Origin of the sequence: Williamsia sp. 1135 (assembly GCF_002095395.1) — a bacterium.
Classification (GTDB): Bacteria; Actinomycetota; Actinomycetes; order Mycobacteriales; family Mycobacteriaceae; genus Williamsia.
This window is the reverse complement of sequence record NZ_MJEI01000094.1, coordinates 93,248-107,260: the sequence shown is the minus strand read 5'-3', so window position 1 is coordinate 107,260 and position 14,013 is coordinate 93,248. Positions and strand designations below refer to the sequence as shown.

General features: G+C 64.6%; 12 protein-coding genes. 9 read left to right on the top strand and 3 right to left on the bottom strand.

Annotated features, from left to right (window positions below):
• Positions 1-30: 30 nt before the first annotated feature.
• Complete coding sequence (locus BFL43_RS14570; RefSeq protein WP_084893281.1) at positions 31-1,386, top strand: UDP-glucose/GDP-mannose dehydrogenase family protein; 1,356 nt, start codon at positions 31-33, stop codon at positions 1,384-1,386.
• A 76-nt stretch (positions 1,387-1,462) separates the two neighbouring features.
• Complete coding sequence (locus BFL43_RS14565; protein WP_084893237.1) at positions 1,463-2,650, top strand: hypothetical protein; 1,188 nt, start codon at positions 1,463-1,465, stop codon at positions 2,648-2,650.
• A gap of 7 nt (positions 2,651-2,657) precedes the next feature.
• Here the strand turns inward: BFL43_RS14565 and BFL43_RS14560 are convergent, their stop codons facing one another.
• On the bottom strand, positions 2,658-3,404 hold the full coding sequence (locus BFL43_RS14560) for a MerR family transcriptional regulator (RefSeq protein WP_084893236.1): 747 nt from the start codon (positions 3,402-3,404) through the stop codon (positions 2,658-2,660).
• Positions 3,405-3,506: 102 nt separating this feature from the next.
• Here BFL43_RS14560 and BFL43_RS14555 point away from each other — a divergent pair, with 102 nt between their 5' ends.
• From BFL43_RS14555 to BFL43_RS14535, 5 genes are all read left to right on the top strand, one after another.
• Positions 3,507-4,475, top strand: coding sequence for an alpha/beta hydrolase (locus BFL43_RS14555; RefSeq protein ID WP_240498259.1), 969 nt, complete (start codon positions 3,507-3,509; stop codon positions 4,473-4,475).
• Positions 4,475-5,335, top strand: coding sequence for an SDR family NAD(P)-dependent oxidoreductase (locus BFL43_RS14550; RefSeq protein WP_084893234.1), 861 nt, complete (start codon positions 4,475-4,477; stop codon positions 5,333-5,335). The genes BFL43_RS14555 and BFL43_RS14550 overlap by 1 nt, the downstream gene beginning before the upstream one ends.
• Positions 5,336-5,337: 2 nt before the next feature.
• Complete coding sequence (locus BFL43_RS14545; RefSeq protein ID WP_084893233.1) at positions 5,338-6,255, top strand: reductase; 918 nt, start codon at positions 5,338-5,340, stop codon at positions 6,253-6,255.
• Positions 6,252-7,769: an NAD(P)/FAD-dependent oxidoreductase gene (locus BFL43_RS14540; RefSeq protein WP_084893232.1), complete on the top strand. Its 1,518-nt coding sequence runs from the start codon at positions 6,252-6,254 to the stop codon at positions 7,767-7,769. Before BFL43_RS14545 ends, BFL43_RS14540 begins: the two co-directional genes overlap by 4 nt.
• Positions 7,770-7,854: 85 nt before the next feature.
• Positions 7,855-8,979: a hypothetical protein gene (locus BFL43_RS14535; RefSeq protein ID WP_168176642.1), complete on the top strand. Its 1,125-nt coding sequence runs from the start codon at positions 7,855-7,857 to the stop codon at positions 8,977-8,979.
• A 10-nt stretch (positions 8,980-8,989) separates the two neighbouring features.
• On the opposite strand, the gene BFL43_RS14530 is transcribed toward BFL43_RS14535, so the two are convergent.
• A complete protein-coding gene (locus BFL43_RS14530) occupies positions 8,990-9,577 on the bottom strand; it encodes a TetR/AcrR family transcriptional regulator (RefSeq protein WP_084893230.1) in 588 nt (195 codons plus the stop codon).
• A 124-nt stretch (positions 9,578-9,701) separates the two neighbouring features.
• On the opposite strand from BFL43_RS14530, the gene BFL43_RS14525 reads away from it, so the two are divergent.
• Both BFL43_RS14525 and BFL43_RS14520 read left to right on the top strand, forming a co-directional pair.
• Positions 9,702-11,300, top strand: a complete 1,599-nt coding sequence (locus tag BFL43_RS14525) for an MFS transporter (protein ID WP_084893229.1) — start codon at positions 9,702-9,704, stop codon at positions 11,298-11,300.
• A gap of 166 nt (positions 11,301-11,466) precedes the next feature.
• Positions 11,467-12,402, top strand: coding sequence for a hypothetical protein (locus BFL43_RS14520; protein WP_084893228.1), 936 nt, complete (start codon positions 11,467-11,469; stop codon positions 12,400-12,402).
• A gap of 81 nt (positions 12,403-12,483) precedes the next feature.
• Here BFL43_RS14520 and BFL43_RS14515 read toward each other — a convergent pair whose 3' ends face one another.
• A complete protein-coding gene (locus tag BFL43_RS14515; RefSeq protein ID WP_084893227.1) occupies positions 12,484-13,974 on the bottom strand; it encodes an NAD(P)/FAD-dependent oxidoreductase in 1,491 nt (496 codons plus the stop codon).
• Positions 13,975-14,013 lie beyond the last annotated feature (39 nt).

Below are 14,013 nucleotides of genomic sequence, written 5' to 3'. Positions count from 1 at the left end.
CTCCGTACGCACATGGGTATGACCACGGGTATGAGAGTGACAGTGTTCGGCTGCGGCTACCTCGGGGCAACCCACGCTGCGTGCCTGGCGGAGTTGGGCCACGAGGTGCTCGGAGTGGACGTCGACGAGAAGAAGATCGCGACGCTGACGTCGGGGGAGTTGCCCTTCTACGAACCAGGGCTGGTCGACGTGCTGCGGCGCAATCTGGAATCAGGGCGCCTGCGCTTCACATCGGACTACGACGACGCCGCCGCGTTCGCCGACATCCACTTCCTCGGCGTCGGCACGCCGCAGAAGAAGGGCGAATACGCGGCGGATCTCCGCCATGTGTACTCGATGGTCGAGCATCTCGTCCCGCGACTGCGCGGTGAGCATCTGATCATCGGCAAGTCGACGGTTCCGGTGGGGACTGCGAGTGAGCTGCAGCGTCGCGCCGACGCTGCGGCGTCTGAGGGCACCACGGTCGAGGTCGCCTGGAATCCGGAGTTCCTGCGTGAGGGTTACGCAGTCAAGGACACGCTGCATCCCGATCGGATCGTGCTCGGTTTCTCCGGGGAGAAGAGCACAGCCGAGGCCAAGGTGCGAGCGCTGTACGCCCAGCTACTCGACGAGCAGATTCCATTCTTGTGCACCGATCTGGCAACCGCCGAGATGGTCAAGGTCTCGGCCAACGCCTTCCTGGCCACCAAGATCTCGTTCATCAACGCGATCAGCGAGGTCTGTGAGGCTGCGGGCGCCGACGTCACGATGCTCGCGGACGCCATCGGTTACGACAACCGCATCGGGCGCCGGTTTCTCAACGCGGGGCTCGGCTTCGGTGGCGGGTGCCTGCCGAAAGACATCCGCGCTTTCATGGCCCGTGCCGGCGAACTCGGCGCCGACCAGGCGCTGACCTTCCTTCGCGAGGTCGACTCGATCAACATGCGTCGCCGGACCGCGATGGTGGAGCTGGCGACCGAGGTGTGCGGTGGCAGCCTTCTCGGTAGCAACATCGCCGTACTGGGCGCGGCATTCAAACCCGAAAGCGACGATGTGCGCGATTCGCCCGCATTGAACGTCGCCGGCCAGTTGCAGCTGAAGGGCGCTGCGGTCAGCGTTTTCGATCCCAAGGCGATGGGGAACTCACGCAACATCTTCCCGACACTGAGTTACGCCGAGACTGCCCGCGAGGCATGCGATCAGGCGGACGCAGTACTGGTGCTGACGGAATGGGATGAGTTCGTCCACATGGATCCCGACGAGCTCGCTCCCGTGGTCCGCCGGACCAACATCGTCGATGGCCGTCGGTGCCTCGATGCCGGGGTCTGGCGGCGGGCAGGCTGGCATTATTCGAGCCTGGGTGGGCCGGTACGCAGCATCGACGTGCGAGATCCGATTCTGATGTGATGCGGACACCGGCCATCGGCGGGTGCACAATGGCGAAACAAGTTAACTGGCCGGGGAGGGCGAGAGAAGGCATAGATTGTCGGTAACGACGGGCACGGGAGCCGATCCCGAAGTCGACGAGGTGCGCGTGCGTGGCCACCTCGCAGCACCACTGCTCGCCGAGATACGCGGCGCACTGGCCGACATCACCTCCGCAGCGGGCTGGCCCGCATTTGTGCTGGTCAGACTCGATGACACCGGCCTTCGGGCCAGCGCAGTCGACGCCGAGACCGGCGAGAGGCTCATCGAGTTGTGCGAACCGCTGGTGGAGCCGGCGGCGCTGGACCGGATGCTCGCCGACCACCTCGTCCGCACCGGCCGGGCGAAGTCGCCGGAGACGAGGTCCGAGGCGCTCGAACTCATCGGCCTGATGCCACTGGTGCGGATCAAACTCGCCGGTGCCAGCGGCGCCTTCGTGATCGGGCGCAACAGTGTCGGGCTCGTCCGGGTGACTCACCACGACCTCGACGAGGCCCTGGCGCCGGCTCTGTCTCGGGCAGCCAGCCTTGCCCGATCGGTCGCCATCGGGTCTCCGCAGCAGGTGACCTCGCTGGTCGTCATGCCTGGCCACACCCGCTGGCCCGGGCTCCTCGAGGGGCTGACCGCCGCCATGGGGTCAGAGCGGGTCGGTCGGCTGCCCGTGGTCGCGCTGCGGTCTGCTCCTCTGCGGCAGTCACTCGGTAGACATGACGCGGACTGGTCGACGAATCCCGATGTCGTCGCGATCGCCCCGAATCGGCGCGCGCGGTTCTACCTGCCTGCCCCTGCGGCGCCCGATCCGGAAGAGACCAAGAAGATCCGGACGCAGAACAGGAAGGTGCTCGCAGGTGCAGTGGCCGCGGCACTCATCGCCATCGGCGGTGCTGCTGCATGGGCTGCGCCGTGGCAAGATGCGGAACATGTCGAGTCGCGGCCGCTGAGCATCGAGCGAGTCCTCGAGGGGCCGGCCGATCCACCGTCGCCGACAACCCCTGCGCCGCAGACGCCTTCGCCAACCCAGAAGACTCCGGGGGCTCCGGTCGATCCGCCGACCACTGTGATCCCGCCGCTCGACACCGCACGGGCGCTGGCACCGGCGGTGCAGTACGAGGCACCCGTTCCTCCGCCGACGACCCCGCCGCCGGTGACACAGCCGCCGCCTCCGCCGCGGCAGGGTCCCCCCGCTCCGGCGCCGAGGACTCTGCCCAATCCGATCCCGGGTCTGCCGCCGATCCTGCTGCCCTAGTGCAGGATCAAGGGAGATCCTTCGGATCGATGTCGGCCCGCTCGAGGTAGTCCTTGAGCTGGTGCGCGAGATCGCGGTCGAGCGCGCGGTCAAGGGCGCTGTGTGCGGAGATGGTCGCTGTGCGGCGCATCTCACCGAGCAGTTCAGCAAGCCAGTCGGTTTCGGAACCGCTCGCCGGCACCCAGCCGTCACCGTGTTCGGCAGCCACCACTGAGCGGCCTGCGGAGATCAGAGTCGTTGCGACGGCAGCCATTTCCCGCTCGACGTGCCCGTGCACATCGAGAATCGTGCTGAGCGAGAGTCCGAGTTTGGTCAGTCTGCCGAAGGCGTAAACGGTTTCGCGGTCGAGCAGCACGTAGTCGTCGCCCTCGGGCTCGATCAGTCCGAACTCGGCGAGCTTGAGATAGTGGGACGGGTTACCGGAGTTCAGTAGTGACTTGAGGGCTTCGGCCGAAATGGTCTCGGATTTTGCCTTCGACCACGGTTCGGTGACCACCTCCCGAATGCCCAGCACGTCGGCGAGATCATCACCTCGCTGGATCCCGAGGAGGAAATCGGCGATGTGCCGGATAGTGAACCCGCGATGCAACAGGTCGTTGATGACCTTCAGGCGGGCGAGGTGGGTGTCGGTGTAGATGGCGATGCGACCGCGGCGAGTGGGCCTGGGCAGCAGTCCGCGGTCCTGGTAGCCGCGAACGTTACGGGTGGTGGTTCCGGCCGCCCGTGCCAGATCGTCGATCCGGTATTCGGTCATCGCTCGCCTTCGCCTCACGCCGTCAGTGGTGGTAGCAGCCGATTCTAGCGAATGCAAACGTGACATTGACAAATGGCACAGTGGGCGGTGACACTCAGAAGTGTGCAGCAGAACACAGTGTTGAAGGGGCCCGCGTTACGGCCCTCGCCACGTTCGCAAGCGCTGGTCGGTGCCACCGGCCTGTTCTTGCGTCCTCTCGCCGAAAGGGTCCCGACCAATAGGCCGGGTGTCGCATTCACGAGATCGCTGGTCGCGGCGTCCATGTTGGCGGGAGATTCGCCACGAGGGGTGGACGTCGAGAAGGTGCGATGTGGAGCGGTCCGTGGTGAGTGGGTGCGGCCCCAGAACGCCAGAGCAGCGGAGGTCGAGGCAGGTCAGGTGATCCTGTATCTGCACGGCAGCGGATATGCGATCTGCTCGCCCCGCACTCACCGGGGATTGGTGGCGAGGCTGGCGAGGTACACCGGCTTGGCGGCGTTCTGTGTGGAATACCGTCTCGCGCCGAAGTATCGCTACCCGGCAGCGGCGGATGACGTGGACGCGGCGTACGCCTGGCTTCTCCGTCAGGGCTACGCGGCGAAGGACATCGTGATCGCCGGCGATTCCGCCGGCGGGCACCTTGCTCTCGATCTGATCGCAGAGAATGCCCGCACCGGACGCGAGCAACCGCGTTCGGTGGTGTTGTTCTCGCCGCTGCTCGACCTCACCCTGGAGCTGGCCGCGCGGCAGGAGAAGGTGCGCCGCGACCCGCTCATCTCCGCGGCCGCCGCGAAACGGTTGGTCGGGCTGTACACGGCGCAGCAGCCTGCTGATCTGCCGAGGTTGCAGCTGCGACTCGATCAGTCGCAGACCCTGCCGCCCTTCCTCATCCAGGTAGGCGGGGTCGAGATGCTGCGAGCCGATGCGGAAGAGATGGCGCGCATGGTGCAGAACGCGGGTGGCACCGCTCACCTGCAGATCTGGCCCGGTCAGCTGCACGTATTCCAGGCCTTTTCCCGATTGATCCCAGAGGCGCGGACCGCATTGCGCGATGCCGCTGACTTCATCACCGCGAGCCCCAGGAGTATTTGATGGCCACGAAAATCTCTCACGAAGCACGAGCCGTCGTCACCGGCGCCGGCAGCGGCATCGGCCGCGCATTCGCGTTCGAGCTGGCCCGCCGCGGTGGGGAGGTGATCTGCGCCGATATCAATCGTGAGCGAGCCCAGGAGACCGCGGATCGGATTCGAGCCGCAGGCAAGGGCTCGGCGTATCCGGTGGTGGTCGACGTGTCGCGCACAGCCGACCTGCAGAGGCTGGCGGACTACGCGAAAGAAGTTTTCACAGAGCCTGTTTCGCTGATGATCAACAACGCTGGAGTGGGAATCGGCGGCAAGCCCGTCGGTCAGATCGGTGTCGACGACTGGCAGTGGGCGCTCGGGATCAACCTGTGGGGCATGGTGCACGGCAGCGAGCTGTTCGTGCCCGAACTGCAGAAGGCCGGCCGCCCCGCGGGATTGATCAACGTGGCATCGGCAGCGGCGTTTTCGGCCGCGCCGGGTATGGCGGCGTACAACGTCGGCAAGGCCGGCGTGCTGGCCTTGTCGGAGACGATCGCCGCCGAGGTGCGTGGTACGCCGGTCAAGGTCACCGTCCTGTGCCCGACCTTCGTCAAGACCAACGTCGGCACCGACGGCCGGATCACCGACGAGGCGGGCAAGATCGTCGACGTCGCCATGAAATGGATCGGGTATTCGCCCGAACGAGTCGCCCGCATGACCCTGGACGCCAACGACAAAGGCCGGCTGTACGTGGTCCCGCAGGTCGATGCCAAGGCCATCTGGGCCCTCAAGAGACATTTCCCCCGGTCGTACGGTGCCGGCGCGGGCATCCTCAATCGAATTGTTCCGCAACATGATCCGATCAAGGCAACCGAGAGAGTGGGAGCGTAGTCATGGTAATCGTGCTGGAAGACATGCTGCAGACCATCAAAGACCGCCAGTGGGCACTCGCGGACATCGACTGGGATGCCCCCGGTGCCGAGATGATCACCGATGAGCAGCGTCCGAAACTCAAGGCCTTCATGGCCGATCTGGTCTGGATCGAGAACGTCGGTGCCCGCGGGTTCGCCGCGCTCGCCAAGAAGGCGCCGAACGAGACCCTCGCCGAGATCTACCGCTACTTCCACGCCGAAGAGCAGAAGCACGCGAATGCCGAACTGGCACTGATGCAACGGTGGGGAATGCTCGAAGAAGGAGAGGTGCCCGAGCCCAACGTCAACATCCGGCTCGCCATCGAATGGCTCGACAAGTTCTCTGACCACATGTCGCTCTCGGTGCTGGGAACGGTGATCCCGATGCTGGAGGTCGCGCTCGACGGCGCATTGCTGAAGTTCCTCCTCGAAGAGGTCGACGATCCCATCTGCCATGCCACCTTCAAGAAGATCAATGCAGACGAGAGCCGCCATCTCGCGGTCGATTTCTACGCACTCGACCTGATCGGGCAGGCGCGTATGCGCAAGCTGTTGATCGAATCGGTCGGCAGTGTGCTGCACCCCGGTGTGATCATCGGTGCGCTGATGTACGTTCCGCTGCTGAACAAGATGCGCGACAACATCGTCGACATGGGTCTGAAAGAAGAACGCCTGTACGAGGCGATGAGCCGCTTCAAGAAGAACGGCGAGCGCGGAAAGGGCACCCGTTTGATGACGTACCAGGTCCTCAAGCGTCACGCCGGCTGGGTGATCGACCGCAACAGCCCCTACCATCTGTTCGCCGAACTCATGGTGAAGGTCACCGACAACTATCCGCGCCGGTTGCTCCGGGCGCAGCCGACCTGGTCCAAGGAACTGACCTACGAGACCGTCGCATGAGCACCATGGAGACAGTGGTCATCGAGGCCGAGCCCGTCGTGTCCGATGTGGTGATCATCGGCGCCGGTTTTGCGGGTATCGGAGCCGCGATCCGGCTGCAGCAGAGGGGGATCGACGACATCGTGATCCTCGAACGGGGGCAGCGCCCGGGCGGGACGTGGCGCGACAACACCTATCCGGGTGCGGCGTGCGACATCCCGTCGCGGTTGTACTCGTATTCGTTTGCGCCGAACCCTGACTGGTCACGCACCTACTCAGGAAGTTCGGAGATCCTCGGTTACATCGACGCGATGGTGGCGGACCATGATCTCGACAGGATCATCAGGTACGGATCGAACGTCACCGGCCTGACTTTCGAAGAAGAACACGGCCGCTGGCGCATCGAGGTCACGGGCGGAACCCGCTACGCGCGCACCGTGGTCGTGGCTTCCGGTCCGCTGTCGACGCCGGGATTTCCCGACATCCCCGGCATCGACGACTTTGCAGGCAAGAAGATCCATTCTGCGGCCTGGGATCACGACTACGACTTCACCGGCAAACGTGTGGCCGTCATCGGCACCGGTGCCAGTGCGGTGCAGATCATCCCCGAGATCGTGAAGAAGGCTCAGGCGGTGAATGTCTATCAACGGACCCCCGGCTGGGTATTGCCGCGGTTGGATCGTCCGGTCGCGGGGCGCACGCAAGACATCTACCGCAAGGTCCCGCTCACCCAGAAGCTTGCCCGGAAAGCGTGGTTCTACGGTCACGAATCGGTCGCTCTCGCCGTCGTGTGGGACACGCCCCTGACGCGGGTGGTGTCGTGGATCTCGAAGGCGCATCTGCGGCAACAGGTATCGGATCCGTGGATGAGGCGACAGCTCACCCCGGAGTTCCGCCCCGGCTGCAAGCGGCTGTTGATGAGCAGTGACTATTACCCGGCCCTGCAGAAGGACAACTGCACGCTCGTCACCTGGCCCATCGCCAAGATCGTCGACAACGGGATCAGGACAGTGGAAGGCATCGAACACCGGGCGGATTGCATCGTGTTCGCCACCGGGTTCGAGGTCTCCAAACAGGGCAGCCCCATCCCCATCTTCGGCCGCGACGGACGCGAGCTCGCCGCGGAATGGAAAAAGGGTGCGTACGCGTACAAGAGCTACGCCGTGTCGGGTTACCCCAATCTCTATCTGACCTTCGGTCCCAACTCCGGGCCCGGGCACAACTCGGCGCTCGTGTACATGGAGGAGCAGATCGAGGCCATCGCCCTGACCATCGACACGATCTTGAAGCGGGACCTGCAGGTGCTCGACGTTCGCCGCGATGTGCAGGATCGTCTGAACGACGATCTGCAGCGCCGGCTGACGAAGACGACGTGGAACTCGGGTTGCCGGAGCTGGTACCTCACCGACGACGGGTTCAACGCGACCATGTTCCCCGGTTTCGCCACCCAGTTCGCGCAGCAGATGCGGTCGGTCGACCTCACCGCAGATTTCACAGCGGTGGCCGCGAAGTCGCCGGTGCCGGCAAGAAAATAGCACCGCAAATGCGACACCCGTGCGGTGTCAGGGCAGAATGACCCCGATGTACGGGGAATCGGGCAGGTCACGGATGCCGAGTCGCGTGATCTGGTTGGAAGAATCTCTGCTGCGGGACATCCGTGACTTGCTCACGACCACGGTCGGTCACGTCGGTCCGGCGTTCACTCTCATCGATCTGGACGAGAACGGTCTGCGCGGCGCGGCCGTGGACGCCGCGACCGGCCAGTGCCTGATCGAGCTGAACGATCACACCCTCCAGGCGACGGCATTCGATCGGGCGATAGCCGACTACCTGGTGCGGGTCGGCAAGGCTCAGATGCCCGAGACCGCCGAGTGGGCGCGGGAGCTGCTCGATCTCATGCCTCAGGCCAGGATGTTGCTGACTACGTCGCCGGGTACGTTCGTGATGGGGCAGCAGCATGTGGGGCTGCTTCGCGTGACGCGCGCCGACCTCGACGAGGCGTTGGGCGCGTCGATTGTCCGAGCCGTCAGTGTGGCTCGTTCGGTGTCCATCGCCTCACCGCTGCCGGTGACGGCCGCGGTGGTCATGCCCAACCACACCGAGTGGCCGGGACTCCTGGAGGGTCTCGGGGTGGCGTTGTCGGGCGCTGTGCCGCCGACCATGGCCGTCACGCCCCTGAAGAACCCCCTCTCGACGCTGCGGCCGAGCAGGCACGCCCGGCCGTCGGACGGGGAGACTGCGCCCTTCGTGCCGCCCCCCGTGCCGCTTCCGGCGACACAGCTTCCGTTGCCACTTCCACCACCGTCACCGCCGCCTGCCTCCGGCCCGGCACCTCAGCTGCACGAGGTCTCGGTACCGGCACCCCATCTCGAGCCGGCGGTCCCAGCAGATCGCCGGAAGCAGAACCGTCTGGTTCTCGTCGGTGCAGCGTTGTTGTCGGTGCTGATCCTCGTCGGCGGCGCGACCCTGGTGACCACCCCGTGGCGAGACGACGCCACCCAGCCGCAGTCGCAGCGCTACCTCACGACGCCGGACCCGACGGGCGCGACCATCACGACCACAACGGCACCGAGTTCGACGCCGGCGGTTCCGCCGATCAACACCTTGGCTGCCCTCGCGCCGGTGGTCAAATACACCACCCCGCCCCCGCCGCCGCCGCCGAGCACGAGGCGCCCGGCCCCGCGGCCGCGACAGAACACGATCCCGAATCCGATTCCCGGACAACCGCCGATCGTGCTGCCCTAGTCCACACCGGTCAGGGTGCGACGCCGCGGCTGATGAGGTCGAGGGTCTGCTGATAGATGAAGGCCCAGTGTTCTTCGGTGCCCGGAGGTCCACTGCTGTCGAGTTCGAGGCTGACGGCTCCGTGTACACACGCCCACACCTGCAGCGTGAGGTCGAAAGGCTCACCCGCCCGGATGGTTCCGGCCGCCTGGCCGTAACGGATGATCTCGGTGAGTGAACCGAGCGCACTGCTGGCGACGTCGCCAGCGGGTGTGCACTGGCCAGAGAACATCATCCGGTAGAGAGTCGGGGACCGAAGGGCGAACGCGCGGTAGGCGACGCCTGCCTGGTGGAGTCGTGCGTGCGAATCGGTGTCGACGACAGCGGCAACTGCGTTGCGGAGCTGTGCGAAGCCCTCGGTGACCAACGCGGTCATCAGACCGGTCTTGCCGTCGAAATGGTTGTACACACCCATCGGCGCAACGTTGGCCTCGGCCGCAACAGCCCGGACCGTCAGCCCCTTCTCCCCGCCGGAGTCCAGGACTCGCAAGGCCGCTGCCAGCAGCAATCCGCGGACGTCTCCGGCCGGAGTGCGGGTTGCCGTACCTGCAGGCTTCATTGCCAAGACGTCGATCCTTCCACACGATTCGGGGATATCCCTTGACATCTTTGTAGCACACTGTTCTTCTTGAATAGAACGTTGTACTACAACACTGGAACGACATACTATTCGAGGAGTAGCGATGAGGAAGACACATCTGATCGAACCCGGCGGTTCGACATCGCCGGACACAGCACCGCCCGACCGGCGCTGGTGGGCCCTCGTCGCGCTGTGCGGCGCAGTCCTGCTGGTGATGATCGACAACACGATCGTCAACGTCGCGCTGCCGACCATCAGTCGCGATCTCGCTGCAAGTAACTCCGGACTGCAGTGGGTCGTCGACGCATACACCCTCACGTTTGCGGGGTTGCTCCTCACCGCAGGACACTTCGCCGACCGTTTCGGGCGTCGCAGGCTCTTGGTCATCGGCGTGGTGGGATTCGCCGCGGTGTCCGTTCTCGCCGCGGAGTCGTCAACTCTCGGTCAGCTGATCGCCACCAGGGCCGGTCTGGGCCTCTTTGCCGCAATGGTCTTCCCAGCGACCCTTGCCATCCTGATCGGGTTGTTCCCCGACCTGAAGGAACGGGCGATCGCGGTCGGCATCTGGGCAGGTACGTCAGGCATCTCCGTAGCTGTCGGCCCGGTCCTCGGCGGCTGGTTGCTCGAGCACTACTCCTGGTCGTCCGTGTTCTGGGTCAATCTCCCCATCGCAGCTGCCGTGCTCGCCGGAATCGCCGCAGTGGTGCCCAGCGGTGGCAAAGCGCAGCCCGGACCGTTCGATCTGGTCGGAGCGGTGACGTCGATCGCGGGTGTCTCGCTACTGGTCTACACCCTGATCGAGGGGCCCAACCACGGCTGGGGATCGGTGCGGACGATTACGGGATTCATCGGCGCCGCACTCATTCTCGCGGTCTTCGTGTTGCGAGAGCTCCGCTCGGCACATCCGATCCTGAACGTGCGGTTGTTCAAGAATCGCCCGTTCGCCGTCGCGTCGGGTCTGATCGCGGTGGCGTTCTTCAGTCTGTTCGGATTCATCTTCCTGATCACCCAGTACTTCCAAGCCGTAAAGGGATACGGACCGCTCGACGCGGGCCTGCACACGCTGCCGTTCGCAATTGTCATGGCCGTGTTCTCGCCACTGGCGATGGTCCTCGCCCGGACGCTCGGGCCCGGCCGGGTGGCGGCGCTCGGATCGGCCGTCATGGCATCGGGATTTGCGCTGGTGCTACTCGCCGGCCGCGACGCCTCGTACTGGGGGCTGATCGTCTGGTCGATGAGCCTGATGGCCATGGGTCTGGCATTCGTCCAGGGCCCGGCGACCAACATCATCATGAACTCCCTTGCGCCGCAAGAGGCAGGTGCCGGATCAGCGGTCAACGACGTGACCCGCGAACTCGGTGGAACCCTCGGCGTCGCGGTGCTGGGCTCGGTGCTCTCGTCGGTCTACACCACACAGATCGGCGACCAGCTCGATCGCAGCGGCCTACCTGCAGAGGCGGTAGAGGCATCCAAGAACTCGGTGATGGCCGGCGTCCAGGTGGCGGCAGGAATACCGGGACCGGACGGCCGCCAGATGCTGGTCACCATTCAGGACGCCTTCGTCGACGGACTGCACAGCTCGGTCATCGTCGCAGTCGTCGCGGCCGGACTGGCCGCACCTGTCGCCTGGATCACCCTGCGTAACAGGCAACTTGGGGACCCGGTCGTCGCCGAGCCCGAACTCGTCCAGCAAGAAGCTTGACGACACAAGCACACCGCCCGAGTCACTTGCACACGTTCAAACGTGTGCGGATGACTCGACGGTGTGCATCTGCGTTTGTCCACAGTGTGGGGCGTGATCCACAAGTACGGCGTCAACAGGGTTTTGCGGTCTGGTCGGTCCTATCGGGCCGGTCAAGATCGGGTCCATGGACTTCACACCAGATCCCGAGGACGGTCTCGTCCGTCGAAAAGAGTTCGTTCACAATGGTGGTGATGCCGCCCAACTTCGGCGTGACCACCGTCGAGGAAGGTTGGTACGCGTCACTCGTGGTGTGTACCGGACGGTCGACCCCGACGAGGACACCGCAGAACCGGTCTACGACGAGGCCTACCGGCAACTCGTGATCGCCATTGCCGGCCGATCCACGGAACGGGTGGTCAGTCATTCGTCAGCGGCGGTGATGCACGGGCTGAACCAGCTGGCACCGGATCAGCGGCGGGTCCACTTCTATGTTCGGGCCGGTGGGCGCCGGGGCCGTGAGGTGCATCTCCACACTGGTTCTCTGACGAGGGCCGATGTGACCGTGGTCGACGGGGTGCTGTTGACAAAGCTGGGGATCACGGCGTGCGATGTGGCTCGACAGGGGTCTTTTGCGCAGGCAGTTGTGGTCCTCGACCACGCGCTGCGTTTGGGGGTCGACAAAGCAGAGCTGACATCGATCGTCAGGCGGTCAGCAAAGAGTTCCGGCATCGCTGTGTTGCGTCGGGCATTGGACGTTGCCGACCGAAACTCGGAGTCGGTGGGTGAGTCGTTGAGCCGAAGCCTGTTCATCGAATGGGCCGACATTCCATTGCCGACGCTGCAGACGGAGTTCCACGACGAGAAGGGAATCCTGATCGCACGAGTGGACTTCGACTGGGAAGGAAAGGTGGTGGGTGAGTTCGACGGCAAGGTGAAGTACGAGAAGCACCGGCGACCAGGCGAATCGATGTCAGATGCGGTGATCCGGGAGAAACGTCGAGAGGACCGGTTGCGCGAGGAGGGGATCATGGTCATCAGGTGGGTGTGGGACGACTTCAGGACTCCGCAATTGTTGCGCAGTCGAATTCGTAGGGTGCTCCATGGCGCCGGGGTGATCTGACACAGATGCACACCGTTGAGTCATTTGCACACGTTCAAACGTGTGCATTTGACTCAACGGTGTGCTTTTGTGGGATCGAGGTCAGGCGGAGTACTCGTACCCACTCTTGAGTGCTTTGCGCAGCGAGATGATGGACTCGACGCGGCTCGACGGGCGAAGATAGGGCGAATCGCCCTGGGCGTTGATGTAGTACGTGTTCGACCCGGCGCAGCGTGGACTGGCAAAGACCGTGCTGCGCACCCTTTTACGCATCTTCTCGACGAACTCGTCGGTCTGTTCGTCGGTGGCGCTCACCCTGTTGGAGCCGGCGGCCACCGCTTTCGCCACCACCTGCACGGCATGCGTGACACACAGTTCGATGGTGTCGAACCAAGAGAAGCCGATGACGCCATACGGTCCCGGTGCCAGGAACAGGTTGGGGAAGTTCGGCACCGTGATCCCCTCGTAGGCGTGCATCCGCTCCGAAGCCCAGGTCTGCCCCAGATCTTGCCCGCCGACCCCTCGGATCTCGTACGGCAGGTCGAAGATCTTGAAACCGGTGGCGAGGATCAGCGCATCCAGTTCCAGATCGTTGCCATCGGCGAACTTGATTCCGGCGGCGGTGATCTGGGCGATGGGGGAGGTTTCCAGGTTGACGTTGTCCCGGTTGAAGGTGGGGAAGTAGTCGTTGGAGAACGACGGACGCTTGCAGGCGTAGCCGTAGTGCGGCGTGAGCTTCTCCCGGGTCTCGGCGTCCTTGACCTGAGCCCGCAGGTGGCGCAGACACAGCTTCTCCATGCCACGGGTGATCGCGGGCAGTTGCTTGTTGTAGACCACCCCGAGCGTCTCGGCGATCTCGAAGGTCGAGTCGATCAGAAAGCGCGGCAGTAGTTGCAGTTTCGGGATCCGGCGGTACACCGACCGGAGGAAGCCGGGGACGACGGCGTTCGGCTTGGGCAGCACCCAGATCGCGGTGCGCTGGATGACGGTGAGCTGCTCGACGTCGGGCGCGATGGTGGGAATGATCTGGATACCGGTGGCACCGGTGCCGATGATGGCGACCTTCTTGCCGGTCAGGTCGTAATCGTGGTCCCACGAAGCCGATCGCAACACCTTCCCGGAGAAGTTCTCCAGCCCGGGCAGATTCGGGGTGGCGGGCGTCGACAGCGCGCCATGGCAGGAGATCAGGAACCGGACGGTGACCGTGGCGCCGGCGGCGGTGGTGATGGTCCAGACATCCGACTCATCATCGAAATCTGCGGCGACGACGGCTGTGCCGAACCGGATGTGTTCGCGGATGCCGTACCGCTCGGCGATGTCGCGGGCATACTGCAGCAGCTCCGAACCCGGTGCGAAAATCTGTGACCACTCCGGATTCAGGGCGAACTTGTACGAATACGTGACCGAGGGGATGTCGACCTCGACCCCGGGGTACCGGTTTGCGAGCCACGTTCCGCCCACGTCGTCGTTGCGGTCGAAGATGACGTAATCGTCGATCCCGCGTTCCTGCAGTTTGATTCCGGCGGCGAGGCCGCCGAAACCCGCGCCGACGATGGCGACGGTGTGGTCGGGGGTGGTGGCGGTTGACGCCATGGGGTGCTCCTTGGGCTGGGGGCGGTGTGGGCTGAAGAC

Excerpts from the sequence above, each read along its gene's own strand:
- BFL43_RS14515 (WP_084893227.1), bottom strand. The coding sequence starts at position 13,974 with ATGGCGTCAACCGCCACCACCCCCGACCACACCGTCGCCATCGTCGGC.
- BFL43_RS14560 (WP_084893236.1), bottom strand. The coding sequence starts at position 3,404 with ATGACCGAATACCGGATCGACGATCTGGCACGGGCGGCCGGAACCACC.
- BFL43_RS14540 (WP_084893232.1), top strand. The coding sequence starts at position 6,252 with ATGAGCACCATGGAGACAGTGGTCATCGAGGCCGAGCCCGTCGTGTCC.
- BFL43_RS14545 (WP_084893233.1), top strand. The coding sequence starts at position 5,338 with ATGGTAATCGTGCTGGAAGACATGCTGCAGACCATCAAAGACCGCCAG.
- BFL43_RS14520 (WP_084893228.1), top strand. The coding sequence starts at position 11,467 with ATGGACTTCACACCAGATCCCGAGGACGGTCTCGTCCGTCGAAAAGAG.
- BFL43_RS14570 (WP_084893281.1), top strand. The coding sequence starts at position 31 with ATGAGAGTGACAGTGTTCGGCTGCGGCTACCTCGGGGCAACCCACGCT.
- BFL43_RS14550 (WP_084893234.1), top strand. The coding sequence starts at position 4,475 with ATGGCCACGAAAATCTCTCACGAAGCACGAGCCGTCGTCACCGGCGCC.
- BFL43_RS14530 (WP_084893230.1), bottom strand. The coding sequence starts at position 9,577 with ATGAAGCCTGCAGGTACGGCAACCCGCACTCCGGCCGGAGACGTCCGC.
- BFL43_RS14525 (WP_084893229.1), top strand. The coding sequence starts at position 9,702 with ATGAGGAAGACACATCTGATCGAACCCGGCGGTTCGACATCGCCGGAC.